This window comes from Cryobacterium sp. TMT1-19 (assembly GCF_004403055.1).
In the GTDB taxonomy this organism is placed as follows: domain Bacteria; phylum Actinomycetota; class Actinomycetes; order Actinomycetales; family Microbacteriaceae; genus Cryobacterium; species Cryobacterium sandaracinum.
In genome coordinates, this window is sequence record NZ_SOHB01000026.1 from 55,025 (window position 1) to 81,627 (window position 26,603).

Here is a 26,603-nt window from a genome sequence, read left to right on the forward strand (position 1 = left end):
GCGGAGTTCACGAACCCCGGAGGGGTCACCCCCCTCGCCACGGCGGTCGCCCTCGTCCTGGTCGGCATCGCCTACCTGGCCCTGCAGTACGTGACCGTCGCCGTTCTGGGCCGGGCCGCGGGGCGGGGGCAGGTTGCGCCGCTCGACCTGGTCGCAACGAACGCGCCCGGCGTCGGTCCGGTTTTCGTCGCCGTGATTGCCGCTGTCGCGGCCGTCGGAGTGCTCAACGTCTACCTCGGGGCGTTCATCCTGATCCACACGAGTTCGATGGTGGCCATCATGTGCTCGGCATGATCGCGGCCGTGCGTCTGCTCGACCGCCACACGCTGGGCTGGTGGCTGGCCGTCGTGTCGGTCGTGCTCACGGTCGGCCTCCTCATTCTCGCCGGTCTCAATCTGCTCGTTCCCGCGGTACTGGCCAGTGTGGCCGCGGCCGTGGCCGTGCGGCTGGTGAAGCGGTGGCAGCTGTCGCGCCGTGCTACCGGGAGTGGTGTACAACCCGGGTGAGCCCGGCGGGGACCAGTACGGTTCCGGTCACGACTGCATCAGTCAGGAGCTCGGTGCCGACGGCCGGGCATGGCCGGTCGGCATCCGTGTGGTTGATCAGAAATAGGAAATCGCCGGTGTCGTTCGACCGGGTGACCCTCTCGACGCCGTCGATGCCGGGGGCGGCATCGACACCTGCCGTGTCGAGCACGTCGAGCATTAGGGAATCGAGGTCGGCGCCGGTGAGCCGGGTCGAAATGTACCAGGCCGAGCCGGCCCCGAAAGCATTGCGGGTGATGGCCGGTCCGCCCTTGGCCGGGCCGTCCAGATACCGGGCCAGCACCTCGGCCGTGGAGACCGCGATGTCGTCGGCCCACAGGGTGCCGGTGCGGGAGTCGCTGAGGGTAACCGTTTCGTTCTCGTGCAGCGGCAGGAATTCGGGGATGCACAGGCCGAGCACCTCGCGCAGGGCGCCGGGAGCGGCGCCGAGGTAGACCGTGTCGTTATCGTCGACGATGCCGGAGAAGTACGACACGACCAGGTGGCCGCCTGCCCGAACGTACGCGGTGAGGTTGGCGGAGGCCGTCGGGCCAACCAGGTAAAGGCTTGGGGCGATCACGAGGTCGTAGCTGCCGACGTCGGCGGTCGGGTGAGCGAAGTCCACCGTCACATTGCGGTCCCACAGCGCTGTGTAGAAGGCCTCGACGCGCTCGCGGTGGCCCAGCTCGACGCTGGGGCGCCACTCCAAGTCCTGCGCCCAGAACGATTCGGTGTCCCAGAGCAACGCGACCCGAGCGCGCACGCGGGAGGTGCGCACGGGCTCCAACGCGCCGAGGGTCTGGCCCAACGCCAGGACCTCGCGCCACAGCCGGGTCTCGGCGCCGGCGTGCGGCAGCATGGCGGAGTGGAACTTCTCCACGCCAAAGCGTGAGGCCCGGAACTGGAAGAACAGAATGCCGTCCGCACCACGCGCGAGGTGGGAGAGCGAATTTCGGGCTAGTTCACCCGCCCGCTTGGCGATGTTGCGCGGCTGCCAGTTCACAGCCCCGGTTGAGTGTTCCATCAGGATCCACGGCGCTCCGCCAGCCAGCGACCGAGTGAGGTCGGCATCCATCGCCAGGAGCACGTGGTTGTCGGCGCGCTCGGCGACCAGATAGTGATCATTCGAGACGATGTCCACCTCCCTGCTCCACCGCCAATAGTCGGCAGAGAGGCAATTAGTTGCCATGAAGTTGGTGGTCACGGGAATGTCGGGCGTGAACCGGCGGATGACGTCGCGCTCGCCGATGTAGCACTCCAGCAGAGCGTCGGAGGTGAACCGGTGGAAGTCGAGGCGTTGGGCCTGGTTGCTCACCGAGGCCGACTGGCGCGGGGCGTCGATTTCGTCCCATTCGCCATAGACCTGTCCCCAGAACGTGGTGCCCCACAGCTCGTTGAGTACTTCGAGGGTGCCGTAGCGCTTCCGCAGCCACACCCGGAAGGCCGCGACGGAGTGGTCGTCATAGGAATCGCTGATCGGGGCGCCGTACTCGTTGTGCACGTGCCAGAGCACGAGCGCGGGGTGGTTCGCGTACCGGCGGGCGAGTTGTTCCGTGATCGCCGCCGCTGCCCGGCGGTAGTCGGGGCTCGACGGGCTGACCAGGCCACGCGAGCCGTTGCCCAGCGTGATTCCGTCGCGGGTGACGGGCCGGGAATCCGGGTATTTCTTCCAGAACCAGGCCGGTGGCGCGGCCGTGGGGGTGGCCAGGTCGACGTCGATTCCGGCCTCGTGCAGCAGCCCGATGATGTCGTCGAGCAGACCGAAGTCGTATTCCCCCTCGCGCGGTTCGAGCAGCGCCCAGGAGAAGATCCCGACGCTGACGAGGTTGATGCCGGCCTGCTGCATCAGCGCCACGTCCTCGAGCCAGGTCTCCCGCGGCCACTGCTCCGGGTTGTAATCGCCGCCGTAGCGCAGTCGGTTCGTGCCCTTCAGCCAGCGGTTCGTCGCTGACGGGAGCGTGGGTACTGCGGTCTCGATCGGCATTGGTCTGGATCTCCTTTTTACTGTGTGCGCTCCCAGTTTTAGCACAGGAACTTCTGGGATGCGTAAATTTATCTGCGTGTTGACAACGAATATGATTGTGTGCGTGACTAGTACCGCTCACAGTCAGAGTCGAGTTTTGACGCGACGATACCGCGGGCGCCAACTCACAGCACCAGCTTTCTTCAAGGAGGACGAATGCCCACGTCGATACGAATCGGGACGGTGGCCCTGGCCACCGCCGCAACACTGCTCATGGCAGGTTGTTCAACGGATGCCGCGGGCGGTGACTCCGGGCCGGTCGAGCTCAACTACTGGGCCTGGGCCCCGAACCTCGACCAGGTCGTCGACACTTGGAACGCCGAGAATCCGGACATCCAGGTTACGGTTCAGAAGCAGGACGGCGGCGACCCGGCCATCACCAAACTTCTCACGGCCATCAAGGCCGGCAGCGGAGCTCCCGACCTGATCCAGGCGGAGTACCAGAAGATCCCGACCCTGGTCTCCTCCGACGCCCTCGCCGACATCTCCGAGCTGGGCGCCAATGACGTGGAGGACGAATTCGCCGTCGGCGTCTGGGACTCCGTCACGCTCGGCTCCGACGCCGTCTACGCCATCCCGCAGGACACCGGGCCGATGATGTTTTATTACCGCGCCGACATCCTCAAGCAGCTCGGCCTGGCCGTTCCCACCACGTGGGACGAATACGCCCAAGTGGCGCGCGCCGTGCACGCCTCCGACCCGGCCAAGTACCTGGGCACCTTCTCGTCGAATGACGCCGGCTGGTTCACCGGCATGGCGCAGCAGGCCGGTGCCTCCTGGTGGGGCATCGATGGCGAGTCCTGGAGCGTCAACATCGACGAGACCCCCACCAAGACGGTCGCCGGCTACTGGGGCGGCCTCGTGGAAGAGGGAGTCATCGACAACAAGCCGATGTACACGCCCGAGTGGAACGCCGGCCTCAACAGCGGCGAACAGGTCGGCTGGCTGAGCGCCATCTGGGCACCCGGCGTCCTGGCGGGCAACGCCGCGGACACCGCCGGTCTCTGGATGGCCGCACCCATGCCACAGTGGGACGCCTCGGCGCCCGCCACGGGCAACTGGGGTGGCTCCTCGACCGCGGTTACCACGCAGTCGAAACACCAGGAAGCCGCCACCGAGTTCGCCACCTGGCTGAACACCGACCCCGACGCAGTGCAGGCGCTCGTCACCGCGACGGGCATCTACCCCGCCAACGTCGATGCCGCCGCCTCCGCGCTCACGGCGCCGCCGGAGTTCTTCAATAACCAGCCCGACTTCTATGAGGTGGCCGCCGAGGTCGCCCAGACCGTGACCCCGTTCAGCTACGGACCAAACGTCAACGTCGCCTATAGCGCGTACAACGACGAATTCGCCAAGGCTGCCGACGCGAGGAAGAAGAGTGCATTCCTCGACGCCATCGCGGCAATGCAGACGATCACCACGGCCGACATGAAGAAGAGCGGCTTCACCGTCAAGTAACACCCAGCACCATCCGGGCCGCCCGCCGCGCGGGCGGCCCGTTCACACCGAACACCGTGACCGCGTCGATTGAGGACAATCCGTGACAGTGATAGAGGCCCCCGTGGCCACCAGGAGCAGCACACCGCCTCCGCAGCAGCGTAGGGAGAAGGGCAAGTTCCGCTCGAGGGTGCTCGTGCCCTACGCGATGCTGGCGCCGGGCATCATCCTGTTCGTGGTCTTCATGGCCGCACCCATCGTCTACACACTCTTTCTCAGTTTCCAGAAGACCAAGGTCTCCGGACTGGGTCTGGGCGCCGGCGCACGCTCGACCGTCTTCGCGGGCATCGACAACTACGCCGCCACCCTCACGAACGCCGAATTCGGTGCCAGTGTGGGGCGCGTCCTGCTCTACGGCCTCATCCTGATCCCCGTGATGCTGGGTCTGGCCCTGCTGTTCGCCCTGTTGCTCGACTCCCGGCGAACGCGGGCCACCGGGTTCTCCCGCACCGCGATCTTCCTGCCGTTCGCCGTGCCGGCCGTGATCAGCTCCCTCCTCTGGGGATTCCTGTACCTACCCGCCGTGAGCCCGTTCTACTTTCTCTTCGAACGGTTCGGCTGGGACGTCCCGTCGCTGCTCTCCTCGTCGGGCGTCATCTTCGCGATCGCCAACATCGCCCTGTGGGGCGGCGTCGGCTTCAACATGATCGTGATGTACACCTCGCTGAAGTCGGTGCCCACCGACATCTACGAGGCTGCGAAGCTCGACGGCTGCACCGAGGTGCAGATCGCACGGCGCATCAAGATCCCGATCATTGCCCCCGCCATCGTGATGACCGCCCTGTTCTCGATGGTGGCCACGCTGCAGGTCTTCGCCGAGCCGACCACCCTGCGACCACTCACGAACTCCCTGTCCACCAGCTGGTCACCGCTGATGCTGGTCTACCGGGACGCCTTCACCCGTGACGACATCTACTCGGCGGCCGCAACCTCGATCGTCATCGCCGTCGTGACCTTCGCCTTCTCATTCCTGTTCCTGCGCGTTGTGCAGAAACGCGCATTCGGTCAGGAGGACTGACCATGACCACCTCATCCACCGTGACCCGTCCAGGCCGCGCCCTGCTCAAGGCAGAGCGCGTCGCCGCCCGCACCTTCCGCCAGAAGGCCAGCCCGGTCTCTACGGGCATCCTTCTCGTCGGCGCCATCTACTGCCTCTTCCCCGTCTTCTGGGTGTTGATGGCCTCGAGCAAGGATGCCTCCGAGCTTTTCTCCACGTTCACGCTGATGCCGAGTTCGCACCTCTGGGACAACATCGTGGAGCTGAGCCGGTACCGCGACGGCCTCTACTGGCGCTGGGTGCTCAACACGGCGATCTACGCCGGCGTCGGCGCCCTCGCCTCCACCTGGGTCTCGGCGATCTCCGGCTACGTTCTGGCCAAGTTCGAGTTCCCCGGCAAGCGCGCGGTCTTCGCGGTGCTGCTGATGGGAGTGCTCGTGCCCGGCGTCATCCTCGCCATCCCGCAATACTTCCTGCTGGCCGAGGTCGGCCTGACCAACACGATCTGGTCCGTGCTGCTGCCGCAGATCATCAGCCCCTACGGCATCTATCTGGCGCGCATCTACGCGGCGGCGTCGGTGCCCACAGAGGTTGTCGAGGCATCCCGCACCGAGGGAGCCGGTGAGCTCTACATCTTCAATCGCATCGCCCTGCCGATGATGGGCCCCGGGCTCGTGACGATCTTCCTCTTCCAGTTTGTGGCGGTCTGGAACAACTTCATGCTGCCCTACATCATGCTCGGCAATGACAGGCTCTTCCCGGTCACGGTCGGCCTGAGCGGCCTGCTCAATCAGGGTGCGACCGCGCCGTCCATGTACACGCTCGTAATCACGGGCGCCCTACTGTCGATCATCCCTCTGGTAATACTGTTCCTTGTGCTGCAGCGCTACTGGAAGGTCGACCTTGCTGCGGGCGCGGTCAAAGCCTGAGGATGGATAGAATTCTGACGTGACCCCGCCCCCTTCGAAGCGCCGGCCGACCATCGATGATGTGTCCGCAGCCGCCGGCGTATCCCGGGGAACGGTTTCTCGGGTGCTGAACGGCGGTCACTGGGTGGGTCCGGATGCTCTGGCGGCAGTGAACGCGGCCATCAAGAAGACGGGCTACCGGGTCAACCCGCATGCACGCAGCCTCGCCACCAGCCGCGCCAACTCGGTGGCCTTCCTTCTCACCGAGTCCCACGAGCGGTTGTTCGAAGACCCGAACTTCGCTGTACTGATGAGCGGGGCGTCGCGGGCGCTCTCCGTGCACGACATCTCGTTGGTCTTGATCATGGCGGGCAATGAGGACGAACAGCGCCGGGCCACGGAGTTCGTCACGGCGGGCCACGTCGATGGTGTGTTGCTGGTTTCCTCGCACAGTGGTCGCCGCGGACTGTCCGAGATCATCGCGGCCGGCGTGCCGGCGATTGCCTGTGGGGTGCCGTTGGGCTTCGAAAACAAGATGGGGTATGTGGCCGCCGACGACTACGAAGGCGCTCGGGAAATGGTGCGCTACCTGACCAGCCTCGGCCGCACTCGCATCGCTACCATCACCGGGCCAGAAGATACCTCCGGAGGCATGCGTCGCTTCGAAGCGTATGTCGATGAACGCGCCGATGTATTCGACGAGACGTATGTGGCCCATGGCGACTACAGCCGGTCGAGCGGCGCGGCGGCAATGACGGCTCTCCTGACACGGCACCCCGATCTGGACGCGGTGTTCGCCGCCAACGACGTGATGGCAGCCGGGGCACTCGATGTGCTTCTTGCGTCGGGCCGCCGAGTGCCGGAAGACGTCGCAGTCGGGGGCTTTGATGACGGTCCCATCGCGGCCACGACGCACCCTCCGCTCACGACCATGCGGCAGCCGTTCGACCGCATCAGCGAAGAAATGGTGCGCTTGCTCCTGCAGGTTATCGGGGGCGAACGCCCCGCTGCCATGGTTCTGCCGACTGATCTGGTGGTGCGCGAGAGCGCCTGATCAACCGAGGCGCAATGTGCGCCAGGGGGCGTCATCGGAGTGCATACTTGATTTGCGTTCACAATTGTGACCGTGCACATGCCAACAAGGTCTTCCTGTGACTATCGATCTGCCCAAGGGGCGTGCCCCGAGCATCCGTGATGTGGCGCGCCTCGCGGGGGTCTCGCATCAGACCGTTTCGCGCGTGCTCAACGACCACCCCAGCATCCGTGATTCCACCAAGGCGAAGGTGTTGCAGGTCATGGAAGACCTGCAGTACCGGCCGAACCGGGCGGCCCGCGCACTGTCGCGCGGGCGTTCGCGCACCATCGGCCTGCTCTCGGCGGAGAGTGCCTACGGGCCGGCGAGCAGCATCGCCGCCATTCAGGACGCCGCCCAGGAAGCCGGCTATTACGTCAACACCGCGAACCTCACATCCGTCGACACGGAGTCGATCGAGGCGGCGCTGGAGCACCTAATGAACCAGTCCGTGGAGGGCATCGTCGTGATCGCGCCGCAGGTGCGGGTCTTCGACGCTCTGGAACAGCTGTCCATCGACGTGCCGTTCGTCACCCTGCAGTCCACCGGCCGCCTCGACAATTCCCTGTCCGTCGACCAGATGACCGGTGCCAGACAGGCCACGCGGCACCTGATCGACCTCGGCCATCGGAGCATCTACCACCTTGCCGGACCCCAGGACTGGATCGAGGCCGAGGCTCGAATGCGCGGCTTCCTCGACGAGATGTGGGAAATGGATGTGCCGACCATGGCGCCGATTCTGGGCGACTGGACCGCCGATTTCGGATACCGTGCCGGACGAGAACTGCTCCGGAGGCGGGACTTCACGGCCATCTTCGCGTCGAATGATCTGATGGCGCTCGGGTTCATGCACGCCTGCCGCGAGGCGGGCCTCGACCTGCCGCGCGACATGAGTATCGTCGGCTACGACGATATTCCCGAAGCGGCACACTTCTGGCCACCGCTCACGACAGTGCGCCAGGACTTCGCCGAACTCGGGCGGCGGTGCATCGCCCTTCTGCTCAGCAACCTGAGCGGCGGGGTACCGATCGAGCGGAGCGACCCGATCATTCCCGAGCTCATCGTGCGCGGCTCGACCGCACCGCCCGCGTTCTGAGTTCGGCACATGCGCGACCTCGCCTCGATCACCCGGTGAACGGTTCGCTCTCCCCCGCGACTCTCTCCGGAGTTCCTTGAGTGCATTGTCGAGCAGTTCCCCGTTTCCGCACAGCATTACAGAAGTGGTAAGCCGCCCGCCGGTACCGTCCGCGAGCCGGCTGGGCTCGCCGGAATGTCCTGACCTCCGACCCCGCTCAGGGGAGCAACAGCCTGTTACGCAAGCGTGACAAAACGAAACTTGACACCGGGACTATCACCGGGTCTATAGTGTCAATGTGATCGGTCACATGGACTCGATTTTCAGCACTTTTTTCCAAACGCATGACATTGAGGTCAAGCTTGTGAGCACACTTTTCCACCTGCCCGGCAGCTCTGCTGCCGCCCTGCTGAGCGGGAGCGGAATGATCCTTCGCGCGTCCATTCCGTTGTCGGTATGGGATACCAGCAGCGGCCCCCGGCCGTGAGGAGTCCAACGATGTCCACTGACCACGTAATCCTTGAGATGCGGTCCATCACCAAGGAGTTTCCCGGGGTAAAGGCCCTGTCGGACGTCTCCATCACGGTGAATCGCGGCGAGATCCACGCGATCTGCGGCGAGAACGGTGCCGGCAAGTCCACCCTGATGAAAGTGCTCTCCGGGGTCTACCCCTCCGGCACATACACGGGCGACATCATCTACCAGGGTCAGAACGTGCACTTCAAGGACATCCGCTCGAGCGAAGAAGCGGGCATCGTCATCATCCACCAGGAACTTGCGCTCATTCCGGAACTCTCCATCACCGAGAACATCTTCCTCGGCAACGAGCCGACCAAGTGGGGTGCAATCGACTGGATCACCGCCAAGAAGACGGCGCTCGAGTTGCTGGCGCGCGTCGGGCTGCGGGACGACCCCGACACCCTGATCAAGAACATCGGCGTCGGCAAGCAGCAGCTGGTCGAGATCGCCAAGGCCCTCAACAAGTCGGTCAAGGTGCTCATCCTCGATGAGCCGACCGCGGCCCTGAACGAATCGGACTCCATGCATCTGCTGGACCTGATCCGCGGGCTGAAGGGCAAGGGAATCAGCTCGATCATGATCTCCCACAAGCTCAACGAGATCGAACAGGTCGCAGACTCGATCACGATCATCCGCGACGGCAAGACGATCGAAACCCTGAATGTCGTGGCCGACGGAGTCAACGAAGACCGGATCATCCGGGGCATGGTCGGGCGCAGCCTGGAGAGCCGTTTCCCGGACCGCACACCGCACATCGGCGAGGTCTTCTTCGAGGTGCGTGACTGGACCGTGCAGCACCCGCAGGTCGCCGAGCGCATGGTCGTGAAGGGTTCCAGCCTGAACGTGCGCAAGGGTGAGATCGTGGGCATCGCCGGCCTGATGGGCGCCGGGCGCACCGAACTGGCGATGAGCATCTTCGGGCGCTCCTACGGCAACTTCCTTTCCGGCCACCTCTACAAGGACGGAAAGGAAATCGTCCTGAAAAGCGTGGCCGACGCGATCGACCACGGCCTCGCCTATGTGAGCGAGGACCGCAAGGCACTCGGCCTGAACCTGCTCGACGACATCAAGCGTTCCGTCGTCTCGGCCAAGCTCTCGAAGATCTCGGCCGGGCAGGTCGTGAACGACTCCAAAGAATTCGGAATCGCCGAGGAATACCGCAAAAGCCTGCGGATCAAGACACCCAGCGTCAATGCGGGCGTCTCCAAACTCTCCGGCGGCAACCAGCAGAAAGTCGTTCTGGCCAAGTGGATGTTCACGGACCCTGACCTGCTGATCCTGGACGAGCCGACCCGTGGCATCGACGTCGGCGCGAAATACGAGATTTACGGCATCATCCAGCAGCTCGCCGAACAGGGCAAGGGAGTCATCCTGATCTCTTCTGAGCTCCCGGAGCTCCTCGGCCTCGCCGACCGGATCTACACGGTCTTCGAGGGTGCGATCACCGATTGCATCCCGGCGGAGTCCGCCGATCCCGAAACCCTGATGAAAAGTATGACCTCCGCACGGAAGAAGGTTCAGAGCATATGAGTGAAGACACGAGTACCCGCAAAGGCGCTCTTGGTGATCTGAAGAAGATCTTCGGCAGCGGCAGCTCGAACCTGCGGCAGTTCGGCATCCTCTTCAGCCTGATCGCCATCATTCTGCTCTTCCAGTACCTGACCGACGGACTGACGCTGTCATCCGGCAACCTGATCAACCTGGTCAGCCAGTACTCCTATATCCTCATCCTCGCCATCGGCATGGTCATGGTGATCATCGCCGGCCACATCGACCTGTCGGTCGGATCCGTTGCCGCTTTCGTCGGCATCGTGGTGGCCACCGCGATGCGGGACTGGAACTTCCCGTGGCCGCTGGCCATCCTGCTCGGGCTGTTCGTGGGAATGCTGATCGGCGCCTGGCAAGGCGCGTGGGTTGCCTACGTCGGGGTTCCCGCCTTCATCGTCACCCTGGCCGGCATGCTCATCTTCCGCGGCGGCAACCAGGTCATCGGTAACGCCAACACGGTCCCCGTTCCTGACGGCTTCACGATCATCGGCTCCGGCTACCTTCCTGAGGTCGGCCCGAACACGGGCTACAACAACCTGACCCTGCTTCTGGGGCTTATCATCGTGGTCGCGGTCGTCTACTCCGAATGGCGTGCCCGCCGGGTTCAGAAGATCATGGGTTCGACGCCCGCACCGCTGTGGGTGAGCATCGTGAAGGTCGTCCTCCTCTGTGCCGTCATCGTCTACGCATCCGTCCTCTTCGCCGGTGGCCGCGTCGGCACAAGCTTCCCGGTCTCCGGAATCATCCTCGGAGTGCTCGTTCTCTTCTACGCGTTCGTCACTCGTAACACGATTTTCGGCCGTCACGTCTACGCGGTCGGCGGCAACAAGCTCGCCGCCGAACTCTCGGGGGTCAAGTCCCGTCGGGTGAACTTCCTCGTCATGATGAACATGTCGATCCTCTCGGCCCTGGCCGGCATGATCTTCGTCGCCCGCTCGGTGGCCTCCGGCCCGCAGGACGGCCTCAGCTGGGAGCTCGACGCGATCGCCGCCGTGTTCATCGGTGGCGCGGCCGTGTCCGGCGGAATCGGAACCGTCGTCGGCTCCATCATCGGTGGGCTCGTCATGGCGGTGCTGAACAACGGCCTGCAGCTGCTGGGCGTCGGCTCCGACTGGGTTCAGATCATCAAAGGCATGGTGCTCCTGGTGGCCGTGGGTGTCGACGTGTGGAACAAAAGCCAGGGTCGTCCCTCGATCATCGGCCTCCTGACCCGCAAGAAGAAGACCGCCGAATTCCCGGCGGGGCCGCCCCTGGTCGTGCCCGACACGGGCACCCCGGAGAGCGCGCGGCCGCAGGCCACGCGCCCCAATTAGCCCAGATTTCCCCTTCACCAAACCACAACGAACAGAAAGTAATCGACAATGCGAAAGATTCTTGCGACAACTGCGATCGCAGCAGTGGCCTTGATGGCACTCTCTGGTTGCTCCACCCGCACGGAGACCGTTGGCGTAGACGGCCCTGCTGCCGGCTTCGCCCAGGACGCGGTCATCGGCGTCGCCCTCCCCTCGAAGACCTCTGAGAACTGGGTCCTCGCCGGCGGGCTCTTCGAAGACGGCCTCAAGGAGGCCGGCTACAAGGGCGACGTGCAGTATGCCGGCGCCTCGACCACGGTCAAGGACCAGCAGGACCAGATCTCGGCCATGGTCACCAACGGTGCCAAGGTCATCATCATCGGTGCCGCTGACGGTGGCCAGCTCGCCACCCAGGTGCAGTCGGCCCGCGACGCCGGCGCCATCGTGATCGCCTACGACCGCCTCATCCTGAACACCGAGGCCGTGGACTACTACGTCGCCTACGACAACTTCAATGTCGGCGAACTCCAGGGCCAGGCGCTCCTGGACGGACTGGCCACAAAGAAGCCGGAAGGCCCGTACAACATCGAGCTGTTCTCCGGTTCCTCGGATGACGCCAACTCCGCCGTCTTCTTCGGCGGCGCGATGAGCGTGCTGCAGCCGAAGATCGACGACGGAACCCTCGTCGTCGCCTCCGACCAGACCGACATCAAGCAGACGGCGACCGCCGGCTGGAAGGCTGAGAACGCTCAGAGCCGCATGGACGCGCTGCTTACCAGCACGTACGGCGACAAGACGCTCGATGGCGTTCTTTCCCCGAACGACACCCTCGCTCGTGCGATCATCACCTCGGTGAAGGCCGCCGGCAAGGACATCCCGATCGTCACCGGGCAGGACTCCGAGGTCGAGTCGGTCAAGTCGATCATGGCCGGCGAGCAGTACTCCACCATCAACAAGGACACCCGCGTGCTCGTTGACAAGGCCATCGAGATGGTCAACGTTCTCCAGAAGGGCGACACCCCCGAGGTCAACGACACCGAGTCCTACAACAACGGCAAGATCGTCGTCCCTGCCTACCTGCTGCCCCCGGTCATCGTGACCAAGGAAAACGCGGCCGAGGCATACGCGAACGACCCGAACCTCGCCCCGCTGACCGAGTAACAACCCGGCAGTACACCTGCATCACAGCATCTCGACACCAGGGCCGGCTCCTCACGGGGGCCGGCCCTCTCGCGTGTCCGACTCGCTGCCGCCGCCCGCAGGGTGAGGTATGACCAAACTCCTCGACATCGTCAGCGCCCGCTTCGACGGGCTCGTCACCTATGCCGCGCTCCGGGAACGCGGCCTCAATTCACACTCCGTCGACGCCCTGATCCGCCGCGGTGAACTCGTGCGAACGCGCCGCAGCATCTACGTTTCGGGGGAGTTGCGGCGTTCCGCCGATCCCGATCAGCGCTACCGCCCGTTTGTGCTTTCGACGGTCGCGGCCGCGGGCCGGACGCTCGTGCTGTCGCACGCGTCCGCGGCGAGCACGAGCTTTCTCGTAAGCGTCGTCATGATCGACCATGCCCTGCAGCTTCGACCGCTGGGATTTGGCGACCGCGTTCGCGGCGCGCCTCAGGGCGAGCGACACGCCGACAGGGTTTCCACAGGCTCGAGTTCTGCCTCTGCGCTGCCTGTGGATAACTTTGCCGCATTCCGCGTGATTCGGCTCGACTCGCGTCCGTGGGGCTGTGCACAACCGGTGGAATGTCGGTGGATAACTACATACTTGTAACTACTGTATGTAGTGGCCATTCCCTTCGAGCATCACTAGATGTAGTATTGAAGTTCAACACACAGCACGCCTTGAACTTCAGATTTCACATGAAAACCGATTTTGAGCACTGATGTTTGAACCGATTTTGAATACTGATCCCTGAACGACGAGAAAGGCCCTCCATGGCAATCACGGTCTACACCAAGCCCTCCTGCGTGCAGTGCACTGCGACTTACCGCGCCCTGGACAACAAGGGCATCGAATACGAAATCCTCGACCTCTCGCTCGACGAGAACGCCCTGGAAGCTGTCAAGGCCCTGGGCTACCTGCAGGCTCCCGTCGTTATCACCGACGAGGACCACTGGTCGGGCTTCCGCCCCGACAAGATCAACGAACTCGCGCAGCGCCTCGCGTAGCACCGCGGCGCCAGGGGGTGGCGTCGCAACAGTCCGTAAAAAAGCGTCGTTTGGCGTGCCGACTTCTCAGCAACAGGAGGTGTTCCATGACCGATATCGTATATTTCTCTAGCACCTCGGGCAACACGCACCGCTTCATTGAGAAGTTGGGACGCCCGGCCGCTCGCATCCCGATCTACGCGCGCGACAAGCCGCTCCAGGTCAGCGAACCTTACGTGCTGGTCGTGCCGACGTATGGCGGCGGCGACAGCAAGGGAGCGGTGCCCAAACAGGTCATCACGTTCCTGAACGACGAGCAGAACCGCTCGCTCATCCGCGGCGTCATCGGCGCGGGAAACACGAATTTCGGCACCGGCTACTGCCTCGCCGGGGACATCATCGCCCAGAAGTGCAAGGTGCCCCACATGTTTCGCTTCGAAGTATTTGGAACTCCGGATGATGTGCGCATCGTCCACGACGGATTGGAATCATTTTGGAAGCAACAGCCGTGAAGACTATGGCTCACCCGTCTCCCGGCCTGGCGATGGATTATCACTCCCTCAACGCCATGCTCAACCTGTACGGCCCGAACGGGGAAATCCAGTTCGAGAAGGACCGCGAGGCTGCGCGGGAGTTCTTCCTGCAGCACGTCAACCAGAACACGGTGTTCTTCCACACGTTGCGTGAACGCCTCGACTACCTGGTCGAGAAGGAGTACTACGAGCAGGCCGTGCTCGACCAGTACTCGTTCGAGTTCATCACCGACCTCAACAAGCTGGCGTACTCGAAGAAATTCCGCTTCCAGACCTTTCTCGGCGCGTTCAAGTACTACACCTCGTACACGCTGAAGACGTTTGACGGAAAACGGTACCTCGAGCGTTTCGAAGACCGAGTCGTGATGACCGCGCTGGGCCTCGCTCAGGGTGACGAGCAGCTCGCGATCTCCCTCGTCGAGGAGATCATCGCGGGTCGTTTCCAACCCGCCACCCCCACCTTCCTGAACTCCGGCAAGGCGCAGCGCGGGGAGCTCGTCTCCTGCTTCCTGCTCCGTATCGAAGACAACATGGAGTCGATCTCCCGCGGCATCAACTCGTCGCTGCAGCTGTCGAAGCGGGGCGGCGGCGTCGCGTTGCTGCTCAGCAACATCCGTGAGTCCGGTGCACCGATCAAGCAGATCGAGAACCAGTCCAGCGGCATCATCCCGGTGATGAAGCTGCTCGAAGACTCCTTCAGCTACGCCAACCAGCTCGGTGCCCGTCAGGGTGCCGGCGCGGTCTACCTGCACGCGCACCACCCCGACATCATGCGCTTCCTCGACACCAAGCGTGAGAACGCCGACGAGAAGGTGCGCATCAAGACGCTGTCCCTCGGCGTGGTCGTGCCCGACATCACGTTCGAGCTGGCGAAGAAAGACGAGGACATGTACCTGTTCTCGCCCTACGACGTCGAGCGCGTCTACGGGGTGCCATTCGCCGACATCTCCGTCAGCGAGAAGTACCACGAGATGGTCGACGACCCGCGCATCAAGAAGTCCAAGATGAAAGCCCGCGACTTCTTCCAGACGCTCGCCGAGATCCAGTTCGAGTCCGGCTACCCGTACATCATGTTCGAGGACACCGTCAACGCGGCGAACCCGATCAAGGGTCGCGTCAACATGTCGAACCTCTGCTCGGAGATCCTCCAGGTCAACACCCCGACCACCTACAACGAGGACCTGTCGTACGACCAGATCGGCAAGGACATCTCCTGCAACCTCGGGTCGATGAACATCGCCCTGTCCATGGACTCGCCCGACTTCGGCAAGACCGTCGAGACCGCCATCCGCGGCCTCAGCTCGGTGTCGGAGCAGAGCCACATCTCCTCCGTGCGCTCGATCGAAGACGGCAACGACAAGTCGCACGCCATCGGCCTGGGCCAGATGAACCTGCACGGTTACCTCGCCCGGGAGCGTATCTACTACGGCAGCGAAGAGGGCATCGACTTTACCAACATCTACTTCTACACGGTGCTGTTCCACGCCCTCCGCGCCTCGAACAAGTTGGCCATCGAGCGCGGCAACGCGTTCGTCGGCTTCGAGGACTCCACCTACGCCTCCGGCACGTTCTTCGACAAGTACACCGACCAGATCTGGGAGCCGGCCACCGCGCGCGGCGCCGAGCTGTTCGCGCAGGCCGACGTGCACATTCCCACGCAGGCAGAGTGGGCCGAGCTCAAGGCATCCGTTGTGGAGCACGGCATCTACAACCAGAACCTGCAGGCCGTGCCGCCGACCGGGTCGATCTCCTACATCAACAACTCGACCGCATCGATCCACCCGATCGCGTCGAAGATCGAGATTCGCAAGGAAGGCAAGCTCGGCCGCGTCTACTACCCGGCGCCGTTCATGACGAACGACAACACCGGGTTCTACCAGGATGCCTACGAGATCGGCTACGAGAAGGTCATCGACACCTACGCCGCTGCCACGCAGCACGTCGACCAGGGCCTGTCGCTGACGCTGTTCTTCAAGGACACCGCCACCACCCGCGACATCAACCGCGCGCAGATCTACGCGTGGAAAAAGGGCATCAAGACCATCTACTACATCCGTCTGCGCCAGATGGCCCTCGAGGGCACCGAGGTCGAGGGTTGTGTTTCCTGCGCTCTCTGAGTGAGTTTGCCCCGAGCTCCCCGAACCCGAGCTCCCCGAACGCTGAATCGCCTGTGCACTGCCGACTAAGGAACAACCAATGATTGACAAGCTCAAGCTCGTCTCCCACGTTGACGCGATCAACTGGAACAAGATCGAAGACGAAAAAGACGTCGAGGTCTGGAACCGCCTCACGAACAACTTCTGGCTGCCGGAGAAGGTCCCGCTGTCGAACGACGTGCAGTCCTGGGCCACGCTCACCCCGGCGGAGCAGCAGCTCACCCTGCGCGTGTTCACGGGGCTGACCCTGCTCGACACGATCCAGGGCACTGTGGGTGCCGTGTCGCTGATTCCGGATGCGATCACGCCCCACGAAGAGGCCGTCTACACGAACATCGCGTTCATGGAGTCCGTGCACGCCAAGAGCTACTCCTCGATCTTCTCGACCCTCGCGTCGACGAAGGAGATCGACGAGGCGTTCCGCTGGTCGACGGAGAACGTCAACCTGCAGCGCAAGGCCGAGATCGTGATGAAGTACTACCAAGGCGACGACCCGCTCAAGCGCAAGGTCGCCTCGGTTCTGCTCGAGTCGTTCCTGTTCTACTCGGGCTTCTACCTGCCGATGTATTTCTCGAGCCGCGCCCGCCTCACCAACACGGCCGACCTCATCCGTTTGATCATCCGGGACGAAGCCGTACACGGTTACTACATCGGTTACAAGTTCCAGAAGGGGCTCGAGGCGTCGTCGCAGGAGCGCCGCGATGAGATCAAGGATTACACCTTCAATCTCATGTTCGAGCTTTACGAGAACGAGATCCAGTACACGCAGGACCTCTACGACGAGCACGGCCTGACCGAGGACGTCAAGAAATTCCTGCACTACAACGCCAACAAGGCGCTGATGAACCTTGGCTACGAGGCCATGTTCCCGAAGACCGTCACCGACGTGAATCCGGCCATCCTGGCCGCGCTCTCGCCGAACGCCGACGAGAACCACGACTTCTTCTCCGGGTCGGGCTCCTCCTACGTCATCGGCAAGGCCGTCAACACGGAAGACGCCGACTGGGACTTCTAGTCCCGGGTGTGTGACCGCACCACCGACATCGACCGTTCCGGTCGAGATCGCCTGCTACGCCGGGCGAACTCGACCGGAACTGTCTGTTTCGGTGGCCTACTCGGTGACTCATTCGGCGGCCGCCGCCGGCGCGGGGTCGTCGCCCCGGGACCAGGCGATCTCCACGAGCCGACGAAGGACGTCCAGGTCGATGTCGTCGATCTTCTTCACGTAGACGCACCCCGCGCCCTCCGTGTACGCACCGAGCCGCGGAAGGAGTGCGGCGCCCCCGGGGAGGTCCTTGAGCCCGTAGATCGACAGTTGCGCCTTGCGCGGAGAGAACCCCGTCTTCGGCCAGTCTCCGCGGTTGCGCGGGTTCGCGGGCGACACGTAGCGGTAGCTGCCGTAGCCCACGATCGATGGACCCCACAGGACAGGGTCGGCGCCCGTCACCTCGCGGAAGAGCGCGTCGAGGGCCTTGCCGTCCGCGCGGCGGCGGGCGGGCGTCGCGGCATCCAGGAAGTCCTCGACGGAAGCATCCGTCGGCTGCGTCTTGATTTCGGCCATGGCGCCATTATGGCGCGGGCACCCCTGACCGGCTCAGTCCCCACCGAATTCGACGGAGATTTTGCCAGAAACGAGCCGAACTATTGTGAAACCTCACATTTTCCCGAAAATCTCCGTCGAATTGGTTCCACACGGGGGTAGGTATCAGTGGCGTCTGCACCCGGGCAGACGGATGGCCGGAAGCGGTGCGCTTCCGGCCATCCGTTCTGCTGCGGTGCTAGTTTCCAGCGTGGATGTCCGCGTCGGCCTCGGCCGCGACGTGCGCCTGGACCCGCTCGGCGATCTTCTGCACCACGGTGCCGTAGTCACCGTTCAATGCGGCGGCTTCGAGCTCCTGCGCGGCGGTCTCCTGCTCGTCGGCGGGCGTGTTCTCAAGCTCGGTCAGGTCGGCCTGGAGGTTGGCCGGCAGCTTGTCGAGCAGCGCGGGGTTGTCGGTGAGTTGGAGCGCCAGCTCCGTCACCGAGGAACCGGCCTCCGCGGCCGACTCCTGCTCGGCACCCGATTGCTCGGCACCTGATTGCTCGGCACCTGATTGCTCGGCACCTGATTGCGCGGCACCTGGTTCAGCGGTGCCGAGGTCACTGCCGAGGGCGGCGCGCACGGCGGCGGCCAGCGGGTGCTCCGGGTTGTCCCGAACGGCTTCCGCGATCTTCGTGATCTCCTCGCCGTATCCTCCGGCGAGTGCGGTGGTGCGCACGGTGTCGACGGCGGCAGCCCGGTCGGCCGCGCCGGAGGCATCCTTGAGGGTGTTCAGGTCGGACTGCAGGTTCGCGGGCAAAGTCTCGAAGAGCTCAGCGTGCTCGGAGAGGGTGGTGGCCACCTTCTGGGCCTTCACATTGCCACTCTGCCCGTGGGAAAGGTCTGCCCGAAGTTCGGTCGAAAGCGACGCCAGGAATTCGCCGTTCGACGTGGCGCCGGCATCTCCGCTCGCGCTGAAGGTCGACGTGGTCTCGGCGCTGAGTGGGGCGGCGGTGGCGCCCTGCGCGCCGACGCCGAGCAGTGCTCCGGCGGTCATGACCGACGCGGCGCCGAGGGTGACGCGCTTGGTGCGGGAGGTGGCGGTTGCCGGGGCGATCGTGTGCTTGTTCAAAGTGGATCCTTTCGATTGCGGCGGCCGGTCGGCGAAACACCCGATCGACCGTTCGTAGTCATCGGAGGAGTTTAGGTACCGGGAGTGGGCGGCCGGTCCCTGCACGCTGAGAATCGGCACGGTGCTCGCCCGTTCCCGGTGGGCGTGTTGCCGGGAAACGCAGCCGGCCGAGGCGGGGGCAGCCGAGCGGGGAATGCGGCCTGACCGGGGGCTGAGCCCGTCAGGGCCTCGGGTCTCGCCCGGCCGGGCGGCCGGAGCCGGGGAAGCCGAGGCGCTCGGGGCGATTACGCTCTGCGCGGAGAAACCGTGGCGTCTGTGCGGAGAAACCGCGGCGTCACCGCCGATGAACCGCGGAGAAAGCCGCGAGACTGCGGGGCGCGCTCAGGGCGTCGGCAACAGCCCGTGCTTGCGGCAGGGCTGGCCGCCGACGAGGTTCAGGCACGAGTTGAATGCCGCGGGATAGCCCACGGCCCCCGACGCCCCGAACCACTGGTTGTAGAACCGCCAGAAGTTCAGGTTGCCGTGCGTCGAGCATCCGTCGCCGTCGGTGCCCGGGCGTGCCAGCGCGGCAGAATTGGGCTGGTACGGCGTGTAGTTGTAGAGGTTCGCGGTGGCCTGGTTCTCGATGGTGACGGAGGACACCCCGCAACTCGCATCCGGATTGAAGCCCACGCGGACGGTTCCGATCTTGTAGGCGCGCTCGGGCTCCTGGGTGTACTGCCGGAACTGCCAGGCGGCACGGTAGACCTGGTTGAAGAAGCCGAAGTACGCCGTGTCGCAGTCGGCCGTGTCGGGGCAGCCGTAGCCGGTGGCGCGCAGATAACCGGATGCGCTCGGCCGGGTAAGCAGGGACTGCTCCTTCTGCAGCAGCACGAGCAGCACCTTCGGGCTGATGGAGCAGGCCGCGGACACCTTCGCGATGATGCGGGCGGCCGACTCGTTGCGGCCCCCAGGGTAGGCGGCGCAGTGCCCCTCGCCGTGGGCCGGCTGGGAGATCGTGTTCTCCTCGTAGTCGGCCAGGCACGGTGAGCCATCGCGGGGGATGCAGGAGCGCTCCCCCAGGAACGACTGGATCTCGCCCTCGTTCAGGGAGTCGGCGTTGTAGAAGTTGTAGTCGCTGATGATCGCACCGGGGGCGAAACCGGTAGACGCGGCTGCTTCGCCGGTGGTGTGCACCGACGCGACCAGCGCCAGGCCAGCGCCCAGCACGGCCAGAGTGACGACCATCGCCAGTGCGGTCTGTCGTCGACGCGGCGTGCCCAGGTACGTCATAGGGGAGACCTTACCGGGGCACTGCGGGAAGGGGCTGGGAGCAGGCGGCCGACACGCAGCAGCGCGCGCGTCGCGACCCGGGCCCCCGGAGTAGCTTGGGGTCATGCCTGACACACAGCCAGAACAGACTCCCGTTTCCAGCGACAGCATCGTCGTCGGACACGACGGATCGGGTCACGCCGATCACGCCGTGACCGTGGCGCTCGACCTCGCCGAGCAGCTGCACGCACCGGTCGTGCTGGTGCGCGCGTGGTCCATCGACACGGCGCCGCGCCCGGCCAACTGGGAATTCGGCTATGTCGCGTCGATCGAGGACTATGCCGACGCGGTGCGCATTGAGCTCGGCGAGGCCGTGATGGCCGAGGTGGCCAAGCACCCCGACGTGAAGGTTACCTACCGGGCCGTCTACGCCAGTCCGTTGAAGTCCCTGATCGACGTGTCCCGAGGCGCACGGATGCTCGTGGTCGGCTCCCGCGGCCGCGGCGGCCTCAGCGGCATGCTGCTGGGTTCCGTGAGCGAACAGTGCGTGCGGCACGCCAAGTGCCCGGTGCTGGTCGTGCGCCCGAACACCTGAGCCGACCGCTGGCGGCGGTCGGCTCCAGTCAGCTCTGGTCGGCGTCGATCCGGTTGCCGACCGCGAACCAGGCGACCGCCCCGAAGACCGGCGCGCAGACGACGGCCAGCACCCAGCTCGCCCGCGCCGCCTGCCGCAGGTGGATGGCCCGGCTGATCTGTGTCAGGGCGGCGGCGATCAGCGCCGCGCTGCCCAGAACGGCGAGGCCGCCGAGTCCGAGTGCTGCCATCTGCACCATGCCTGCACTATCGATCATTACGACCTCCCCTGTTGAACCCCCTGAGACGCCCGCTTTCCCCTATCACAGCGTCCCGTGCCTAAACCATACCAAACGGTATCTTCTGTGGGGTCGATTGAGGCGGATTGAGGCAGATTGGGGCCGATTGAGGCAGAGACGATACAACGGATGCGCGGGGCCGTGTGCGACCCCGGTTCGGGCAGTCGCTACGCTGGAAGCCGGAATAATCGAGGAGTGGAATGGCGCAGCAACAACGGGCGATCGGAACGCGGGCCGCGATCATCCGGGGTGCGGCGGTCGCCTTCCGGGAGCACGGGTACGGCAGCACGACCCTGGCCGGACTGGAAGTCGCCGCCGGAGTGAGCAAGGGCGCACTCTATTTTCATTTCGCGTCCAAGCAGGCGCTCGCGCTCGCCGTGATCGAGGCGCAGCACGAGGCCTCGATCGGCTTGGGCCAGAGGCTGCTGGACGGCACGATGCCCGGGTTGCAAGCCCTCATCCTGATGACTTTTGAGCTGGCGGCGCAGGTGCGGGACGAGCCGGTGGTGAGTGCGGGCATCCGTCTCACCATGGAGGCCTCCAATTTCTCGGTGCCGGTGGTCGGTCCGTTCCATGACTGGATCGATGTCTGCGGGAAGGTGCTGCGACGCGCAATCGATGAAGGCGACGTTTCGGCCGATCTGAACGTAGAGGCCGCCGCGCACTTCATCAGCCCCGCCTTCACGGGCGTGCAGACCGTCTCCCAGGTGCTCACCGGGCGGGCGGACCTCTTCCAGCGAGTGGAGGAGATGTGGGCGCTGCTCCTGCCGGGCCTGCTGCCGGCCGGGCTTCCGGACGAGCGGCGGGCGAAGCTGACCGCCCTGCCGGCCCGTGTACGGGCGAGCTGCGCCGCGGGCCCGGGCGCTGCGGGCGGGGTAGCGGATCGGGCCTAGGACCCAGCCGAAGCGGTCGACCCTCCGGCGGACGCGCGCGCCCGCCGGGAGCGCCACCACGCCCAGACCGTAGTCAGGATGCGCTTGAGGGCCACCGCGATGCGGTGCGCGGTGGGGAATTCCGTGCCCAGGATCGCGATGCCGAGGAAGACGACGAGCCAGCCGGGCCCCGGCAGGGGCACCAGAATGAGCCCGATGACGGCCACCGTGGAGCCGAGTACGCCGACCACAGTGCGGTAGAACCAGCGCAGCCGCGGATGCTGGTCCACCCAGGCGCGGCTCCGGCGCAGGAAGCGCCGGATCGGGTGGGCGGAGCTGCGTCCTTCGTCGATTTCGCGCTGGAGGATGACGGTCATGCGATCAGGCTAAGCCGGGTCGCTGGGAACCGGCTGCGCGGGCATCCGTCGCCGCTGTCGCCGCCTCTGACCGGAGCGTGACTCCGGCCCCGGGGGTACTGTGTGCGGCATCTGGAGCAACATTCGGGTAACCACATCCGGGTGACTACATTCGGGTGACCACATTTGGGTGACTACATTCGGGCAACACGGAGGAGACGAATCATGGCTGCACTTGCAAAACGCGAGCGTTTCGAAATGCCGGAGCCGGTGCGGCGCTTTTTCGAGGGCGACTGGGACACTCCGGCCCTGCGGGTGGAGGAATTCCGCGACGGCGGCAGCCTGGTTGTGAGGGCGGAATTGCCCGGAATCGACCCGGAAAAGGATGTCGATGTGTCGGTCAGCGACGGCGTGCTGCACATCCAGGCCGAGCGGCAGGAAAAGACCGAGCACAAGGACAAGGACGGCTACCGGACCGAGTTCCGGTACGGCTCGTTCACGCGCGACATCGCGCTGCCCCGTGGAGTCAAGGAAGAGGATGTGACGGCGTCCTACCGGGACGGCGTGCTCGAGGTGCGCGTGCCGGTGCCCGAGGGTGCCGAGGAGCCGAAGAAGGTGCCGATCGCGCGAAGCTGAGCCGGTCGCGCGCCCGCGCGGCCACGCCCGCGCCCGTCACGCCCGCGCGCGCGCGACGAGAGTCGCCGATTGTGCCGAGAGTCCCCGTTGCACGGGCGATTCTCGGCACACGAGGCGACTCTCGACGATGCGGAGACCCTCCAGCCCCGAATGGGGGACGCAATGCGCCACTTCTCTTGACTCGCGTCGCCTTAACCGGTTTAGTTGGCAGTACCAAACCGGTTCAGGCTGAACCAGGAGAGAAGAAATGACGTACAACGCTGTTCGCTCACAGTCCCCCCGCCCGCGATCTCTGAAAGCCGTGGCCCTCACCGCCGCGGTCTCGCTGCTCCTGCTCGGAGCCGGCACCGCCGCGGCCGCCGCGGCACCGCCATCCGGTGCACCGGCCGGAGTCGTCGCCACCCGGCCCGCCGCCGCGGCGTCCGCGCCGCTGACCAACCTGTCCCACCTCACGTTCCTGCTCGACACCGTGCCGCTGGCCACGGTGGAGGGGCACACCACCTACGAAATCGACGCGCAGCCCACCGCCCAGGCGCCGTGGACCTACGCCGATAAGCAGGCCGACGGCAGTTACGGCAGGGTCGGCGGCGGGTCGCTCGACCCCTCGACCGGGCACTGGAGCCAGGGCGCGTACAACGCCGACGACATCGCCCGCACCGCGGTCGTCTACCTGCGCCACTGGCAGCAGACCGGTGACGAGACCAGCCGCGAGCACGCCGTGCAGACGCTGCGCTCCCTCACCTACCTGCAGACCACGACCGGTCCGAACGCCGGAAACGTCGTGCTCTGGCAGCAGCCCGACGGCACCCTCACCCCCAGCGCCAGCCCGGTGGAACTGCCCGACCCGAGCGACTCGGCCGAGTCCTACTGGGTGGCCCGCACCGTCTGGGCCCTCGGCGAGGGCTTCGCCGCGTTCCAGGATGCCGACCCCGAGTTCGCCGCGTTCCTGCAGGACCGCCTGCACCTGTCGCTCGACTCCCTCGAGCGCCAGTCGCTCGGCAAGTACGGCACCTTCGATGTGGCCGACGGCGTCAACGTGCCGGCCTGGCTCATCGCGGGCGGGGCGGATGCCTCGGCCGAGGCCGCGCTCGGCCTCAGCGCCTACGTCACGGCCGTTCCGGACGACGTCGCCGCACGCACCGCGCTGACCCGGCTCACCGAGGGGGTCGCCGGGATGTCCTCCGGCTCCGCCACCGAGTGGCCGTTCGGCGCGATCATGCCGTGGAACAAGTCGCAGACCCTGTGGCACGCCTGGGGCGGGCTGGCCCCGGCCGCCGTCGCCACCGCGTCCACGGCGCTCGGACGCACGGACTTGCTCGGCGCCGCCGTGCAGGATGCCGCCCGCTTCACCCCTCAGCTATTGGCCGCCGGCGGACCGGACAACGCCTGGAGCCCCACCCCGGGTGAGGCGCAGATCGCCTACGGCGTCGACTCTCGCGTGCAGGGGCTCGTCGCCACCGCCGCGGCCGCGAACGCCCCGGGGCTGCTCGACCTCGCCGCAGTGACCGCCGCCTGGTTCTTCGGCGCCAACCCGAACGGCGCTCCGGCCTACAACCCGGCAACCGGTACGGCCATCGACGGCATCGAAACCGACGGCCGGATCAACCCCAATTCGGGTGCCGAATCCACCATCCACGCCCTGATGACCATGCTCACCCTGGACGCGAATCCGTCGCTGAAGGTCAAGGCCCTCGGCATCGACGAGACCGTCTCCACCGTGGGGCTGAGCGTCGTCGAGGCCGAGTCCGGCACCATCACGGGCGGCGGGTCAGTGGTCACGCCGCCGTCGTCCTGGACCGGCGAGGCCAACCTCTCCGGCGGCGCCTACGTGGCGCTGGGCGCGGGCGACTCGCTGAGCATCCCGGTTCCCGCTGCCGACCAGGCTCGCAACGTCTTCCCGATCGTGAATCAGGCCGAGGCGGACTCCGGGGCCACAACCTGGGCGTCGGCGACGTCGACGCTGGGCAGCACGAGCAACGGCGGCGCGGGTGCTCAGGGCATCACGGATGCCCCGGGACGCCTGTTCCCGCTCACGCTCGAGCTGGCTCTGCCGGGGGCAGACACCGCGGTCGTCGGCATGGCCGGCGGGGCGGCATCCGTTGACGCGCTGCTGATTCAGCCGCTGATCTCGACGATCACGGTGACCGGGTCGGCGGGGGAGTCCACGGTGTACGTCAGCGCGGCGACCGAGACCAGCGTGCGCACGGTCGGCGTGCCACGTGGCTACCGGCTGGCGCAGGAGGCGTTCGATGCGACCGGCCAGTTCGTCGCATCCGTCGACAAGAAGGCGCCGAAGAAGACAGTCGTGACGGTCGTCGCCGGCGGGTTCACGGTGGCGAAGCTGGTGCGCAAGTAGGGGCCGGCGCCCTCGGGCTTGCCTGCGCGCGCCCGTGCCCGCGCGACGAGAGTCGCCGTTGATGCCGAGAGTCCCCGTTGCAGGGGCGACTGTCGGCAGAAACGGCGACTCTCGGTGGTGGCGGTGGCGGTGGCGGTGGGGTGGCAGGGGCAGGGGCTAGGGGAGCGGCAGCGGCTGGGGGTCGACGCCGAGGGTCGTGAGCATGGCCTCGACCTGGTGCCGGATCTGGTCCCGGATGCGACGCACCTCCGGGGTCGGCTGACCGGCCGGGTCGGCCAGTTCCCAGTCCTGGTAGAGCTTGCCCGGATAGACCGGGCAGGCGTCGCCGCAGCCCATGGTGACGACGACGTCGGCGGCCTGCACGACGTCATCCGTCAGCGGTTTCGGGAACTCCTCGTCCAGGTTGAGGCCGAGTTCGGTCATCACCGCCGTCACCGTGGGGTTCAGTTCCTTGGCCGGCGCTGAACCGGCCGAACGCACGTGCACCCGACCGCCAGACAGGGCTCGGGTCAGCACCGCCGCCATCTGGGACCGCCCCGCGTTCTGCTCGCAGACGAACAGGACCTCGGGGACGTCCTTCGCGATCGCGCCCTTTGCCTGGGCCAGAGCGGTCAGGCGGTCGGTGGCGTAACGCCCCGTGTTGGTCACGAGGAACGCCGTGACCGTCGACGTGCGCAGGAGCGACGTGTACGACTCGAGCGCGTACCGTTCGATCGTTTCGGCGCCGAACACGCCCGAGAACCGGTCGGTGAGGTGCGCGGCCAGCCGTCGCAACGACTCCTCGGGGAAGGCCAGTCCGGGCAGTGACCGACGCGCGCTCAGATCGCTCATGGCGGGTCGGACCTAGACCTGGGCGGGGAGGATTTCGGCGAGCAGGCCCTGGATGCGGGCCTTGATCTCATCGCGGATCGGACGCACGGACTCGATGCCCTGGCCGGCCGGGTCGGCGAGTTCCCAGTCCTCGTAGCGCTTGCCGGGGAAGATCGGGCAGGTGTCGCCGCAGCCCATGGTGATGACGACGTCCGACTCCTTCACGGCCTTGGTGGTGAGGACCTTCGGCACATTGTTGGCGATGTCGATGCCTTCCTCGGCCATGGCCTCGATCGCGACGGGGTTGATCTGGTCCTTGGGCGCGGAGCCGGCAGAGAGCACCTCGACACGGCCCTCGGACAGGGCGGTCATGTAGCCGGCGGCCATCTGAGAGCGGCCCGCGTTGTGCACACAGACGAAGAGAACGGTGGGCTTAGCGGTCATGATCGGTGGTTCCTTCTTGATTTTCGGGGGGGGGGGGGGGGGGGGGGGGGGGGGGGG

General features: G+C 65.7%; 28 protein-coding genes. 20 read left to right on the top strand and 8 right to left on the bottom strand.

Annotated features, from left to right (window positions below):
- Positions 1–90 precede the first annotated feature (90 nt).
- Positions 91–294 (top strand): hypothetical protein, encoded by a 204-nt coding sequence (locus tag E3T40_RS16970; protein ID WP_241981689.1) that lies wholly within the window; start codon positions 91–93, stop codon positions 292–294.
- The gene (locus tag E3T40_RS16975; protein ID WP_241981690.1) at positions 291–506 is read left to right on the top strand and encodes a hypothetical protein; all 216 of its coding nucleotides are present in this window, start codon (positions 291–293) and stop codon (positions 504–506) included. The genes E3T40_RS16970 and E3T40_RS16975 overlap by 4 nt, the downstream gene beginning before the upstream one ends.
- On the opposite strand, the gene E3T40_RS06505 is transcribed toward E3T40_RS16975, so the two are convergent.
- The gene (locus tag E3T40_RS06505) at positions 478–2,508 is read right to left on the bottom strand and encodes a beta-galactosidase (RefSeq protein ID WP_134542945.1); all 2,031 of its coding nucleotides are present in this window, start codon (positions 2,506–2,508) and stop codon (positions 478–480) included. The two genes, E3T40_RS16975 and E3T40_RS06505, sit on opposite strands and share 29 nt — an antisense overlap.
- Positions 2,509–2,703: 195 nt before the next feature.
- Here E3T40_RS06505 and E3T40_RS06510 point away from each other — a divergent pair, with 195 nt between their 5' ends.
- The 14 genes from E3T40_RS06510 to nrdF all read left to right on the top strand — a co-directional run bounded on the left by E3T40_RS06510 (position 2,704) and on the right by nrdF (position 17,313).
- Positions 2,704–4,005 carry an ABC transporter substrate-binding protein gene (locus tag E3T40_RS06510; RefSeq protein WP_134542946.1) on the top strand — a complete coding sequence of 434 codons (1,302 nt, stop codon included), beginning with the start codon at positions 2,704–2,706 and terminating at the stop codon, positions 4,003–4,005.
- An 82-nt stretch (positions 4,006–4,087) separates the two neighbouring features.
- On the top strand, positions 4,088–5,062 hold the full coding sequence (locus E3T40_RS06515) for a carbohydrate ABC transporter permease (protein WP_370287886.1): 975 nt from the start codon (positions 4,088–4,090) through the stop codon (positions 5,060–5,062).
- 2 nt (positions 5,063–5,064) lie between these two features.
- Positions 5,065–5,970 carry a carbohydrate ABC transporter permease gene (locus E3T40_RS06520; RefSeq protein WP_134511375.1) on the top strand — a complete coding sequence of 302 codons (906 nt, stop codon included), beginning with the start codon at positions 5,065–5,067 and terminating at the stop codon, positions 5,968–5,970.
- A gap of 19 nt (positions 5,971–5,989) precedes the next feature.
- Positions 5,990–7,003 carry a LacI family DNA-binding transcriptional regulator gene (locus E3T40_RS06525; protein WP_134371970.1) on the top strand — a complete coding sequence of 338 codons (1,014 nt, stop codon included), beginning with the start codon at positions 5,990–5,992 and terminating at the stop codon, positions 7,001–7,003.
- A gap of 97 nt (positions 7,004–7,100) precedes the next feature.
- Complete coding sequence (locus E3T40_RS06530; protein WP_104170404.1) at positions 7,101–8,117, top strand: LacI family DNA-binding transcriptional regulator; 1,017 nt, start codon at positions 7,101–7,103, stop codon at positions 8,115–8,117.
- A 277-nt stretch (positions 8,118–8,394) separates the two neighbouring features.
- Positions 8,395–8,583, top strand: a complete 189-nt coding sequence (locus E3T40_RS06535) for a hypothetical protein (RefSeq protein ID WP_134542947.1) — start codon at positions 8,395–8,397, stop codon at positions 8,581–8,583.
- Between the two features lie 11 nt (positions 8,584–8,594).
- Positions 8,595–10,145: a multiple monosaccharide ABC transporter ATP-binding protein gene (gene mmsA / locus E3T40_RS06540; RefSeq protein ID WP_104170405.1), complete on the top strand. Its 1,551-nt coding sequence runs from the start codon at positions 8,595–8,597 to the stop codon at positions 10,143–10,145.
- A complete protein-coding gene (gene mmsB, locus E3T40_RS06545; protein ID WP_104193732.1) occupies positions 10,142–11,476 on the top strand; it encodes a multiple monosaccharide ABC transporter permease in 1,335 nt (444 codons plus the stop codon). The genes mmsA and mmsB overlap by 4 nt, the downstream gene beginning before the upstream one ends.
- A gap of 48 nt (positions 11,477–11,524) precedes the next feature.
- Positions 11,525–12,616 (top strand): sugar-binding protein, encoded by a 1,092-nt coding sequence (locus E3T40_RS06550; RefSeq protein ID WP_104170407.1) that lies wholly within the window; start codon positions 11,525–11,527, stop codon positions 12,614–12,616.
- 109 nt (positions 12,617–12,725) lie between these two features.
- On the top strand, positions 12,726–13,232 hold the full coding sequence (locus E3T40_RS06555) for a type IV toxin-antitoxin system AbiEi family antitoxin domain-containing protein (RefSeq protein WP_134542948.1): 507 nt from the start codon (positions 12,726–12,728) through the stop codon (positions 13,230–13,232).
- 164 nt (positions 13,233–13,396) lie between these two features.
- Positions 13,397–13,630, top strand: coding sequence for a glutaredoxin-like protein NrdH (nrdH, locus tag E3T40_RS06560; protein WP_104099275.1), 234 nt, complete (start codon positions 13,397–13,399; stop codon positions 13,628–13,630).
- 86 nt (positions 13,631–13,716) lie between these two features.
- Positions 13,717–14,121, top strand: a complete 405-nt coding sequence (gene nrdI, locus E3T40_RS06565) for a class Ib ribonucleoside-diphosphate reductase assembly flavoprotein NrdI (RefSeq protein ID WP_104170409.1) — start codon at positions 13,717–13,719, stop codon at positions 14,119–14,121.
- Between the two features lie 5 nt (positions 14,122–14,126).
- Positions 14,127–16,259, top strand: coding sequence for a class 1b ribonucleoside-diphosphate reductase subunit alpha (gene nrdE / locus E3T40_RS06570; RefSeq protein ID WP_134542949.1), 2,133 nt, complete (start codon positions 14,127–14,129; stop codon positions 16,257–16,259).
- Between the two features lie 79 nt (positions 16,260–16,338).
- The gene (gene nrdF, locus E3T40_RS06575) at positions 16,339–17,313 is read left to right on the top strand and encodes a class 1b ribonucleoside-diphosphate reductase subunit beta (protein WP_104099273.1); all 975 of its coding nucleotides are present in this window, start codon (positions 16,339–16,341) and stop codon (positions 17,311–17,313) included.
- A 108-nt stretch (positions 17,314–17,421) separates the two neighbouring features.
- Here the strand turns inward: nrdF and E3T40_RS06580 are convergent, their stop codons facing one another.
- From E3T40_RS06580 to E3T40_RS06590, 3 genes are all read right to left on the bottom strand, one after another.
- A complete protein-coding gene (locus E3T40_RS06580) occupies positions 17,422–17,859 on the bottom strand; it encodes a DUF1801 domain-containing protein (protein ID WP_134542950.1) in 438 nt (145 codons plus the stop codon).
- A gap of 217 nt (positions 17,860–18,076) precedes the next feature.
- A complete protein-coding gene (locus E3T40_RS06585) occupies positions 18,077–18,949 on the bottom strand; it encodes a hypothetical protein (protein WP_134542951.1) in 873 nt (290 codons plus the stop codon).
- A 381-nt stretch (positions 18,950–19,330) separates the two neighbouring features.
- Positions 19,331–20,221 carry a hypothetical protein gene (locus E3T40_RS06590; RefSeq protein ID WP_174843651.1) on the bottom strand — a complete coding sequence of 297 codons (891 nt, stop codon included), beginning with the start codon at positions 20,219–20,221 and terminating at the stop codon, positions 19,331–19,333.
- 103 nt (positions 20,222–20,324) lie between these two features.
- Between E3T40_RS06590 and E3T40_RS06595 the strand changes: the two genes are divergently transcribed.
- Positions 20,325–20,795 (top strand): universal stress protein, encoded by a 471-nt coding sequence (locus tag E3T40_RS06595; protein WP_104099266.1) that lies wholly within the window; start codon positions 20,325–20,327, stop codon positions 20,793–20,795.
- Between the two features lie 28 nt (positions 20,796–20,823).
- Here E3T40_RS06595 and E3T40_RS06600 read toward each other — a convergent pair whose 3' ends face one another.
- Positions 20,824–21,051 carry a PLDc N-terminal domain-containing protein gene (locus tag E3T40_RS06600; RefSeq protein WP_104099265.1) on the bottom strand — a complete coding sequence of 76 codons (228 nt, stop codon included), beginning with the start codon at positions 21,049–21,051 and terminating at the stop codon, positions 20,824–20,826.
- A gap of 221 nt (positions 21,052–21,272) precedes the next feature.
- Here E3T40_RS06600 and E3T40_RS06605 point away from each other — a divergent pair, with 221 nt between their 5' ends.
- Positions 21,273–21,965 carry a ScbR family autoregulator-binding transcription factor gene (locus E3T40_RS06605; RefSeq protein WP_104170417.1) on the top strand — a complete coding sequence of 231 codons (693 nt, stop codon included), beginning with the start codon at positions 21,273–21,275 and terminating at the stop codon, positions 21,963–21,965.
- Here the strand turns inward: E3T40_RS06605 and E3T40_RS06610 are convergent.
- Positions 21,962–22,321, bottom strand: coding sequence for a TIGR02611 family protein (locus E3T40_RS06610; protein WP_134542952.1), 360 nt, complete (start codon positions 22,319–22,321; stop codon positions 21,962–21,964). The two genes, E3T40_RS06605 and E3T40_RS06610, sit on opposite strands and share 4 nt — an antisense overlap.
- Before the next feature lie 204 nt (positions 22,322–22,525).
- Here E3T40_RS06610 and E3T40_RS06615 point away from each other — a divergent pair, with 204 nt between their 5' ends.
- Positions 22,526–22,936 (top strand): Hsp20/alpha crystallin family protein, encoded by a 411-nt coding sequence (locus E3T40_RS06615; protein WP_104170419.1) that lies wholly within the window; start codon positions 22,526–22,528, stop codon positions 22,934–22,936.
- A 247-nt stretch (positions 22,937–23,183) separates the two neighbouring features.
- A complete protein-coding gene (locus E3T40_RS06620) occupies positions 23,184–25,292 on the top strand; it encodes a hypothetical protein (protein WP_134542953.1) in 2,109 nt (702 codons plus the stop codon).
- Between the two features lie 156 nt (positions 25,293–25,448).
- Here E3T40_RS06620 and E3T40_RS06625 read toward each other — a convergent pair whose 3' ends face one another.
- Both E3T40_RS06625 and E3T40_RS06630 read right to left on the bottom strand, forming a co-directional pair.
- Positions 25,449–26,123 carry a three-helix bundle dimerization domain-containing protein gene (locus tag E3T40_RS06625; protein WP_104193655.1) on the bottom strand — a complete coding sequence of 225 codons (675 nt, stop codon included), beginning with the start codon at positions 26,121–26,123 and terminating at the stop codon, positions 25,449–25,451.
- A gap of 12 nt (positions 26,124–26,135) precedes the next feature.
- Positions 26,136–26,546 carry an arsenate reductase ArsC gene (locus tag E3T40_RS06630; protein ID WP_104193654.1) on the bottom strand — a complete coding sequence of 137 codons (411 nt, stop codon included), beginning with the start codon at positions 26,544–26,546 and terminating at the stop codon, positions 26,136–26,138.
- Positions 26,547–26,603: the final 57 nt, after the last annotated feature.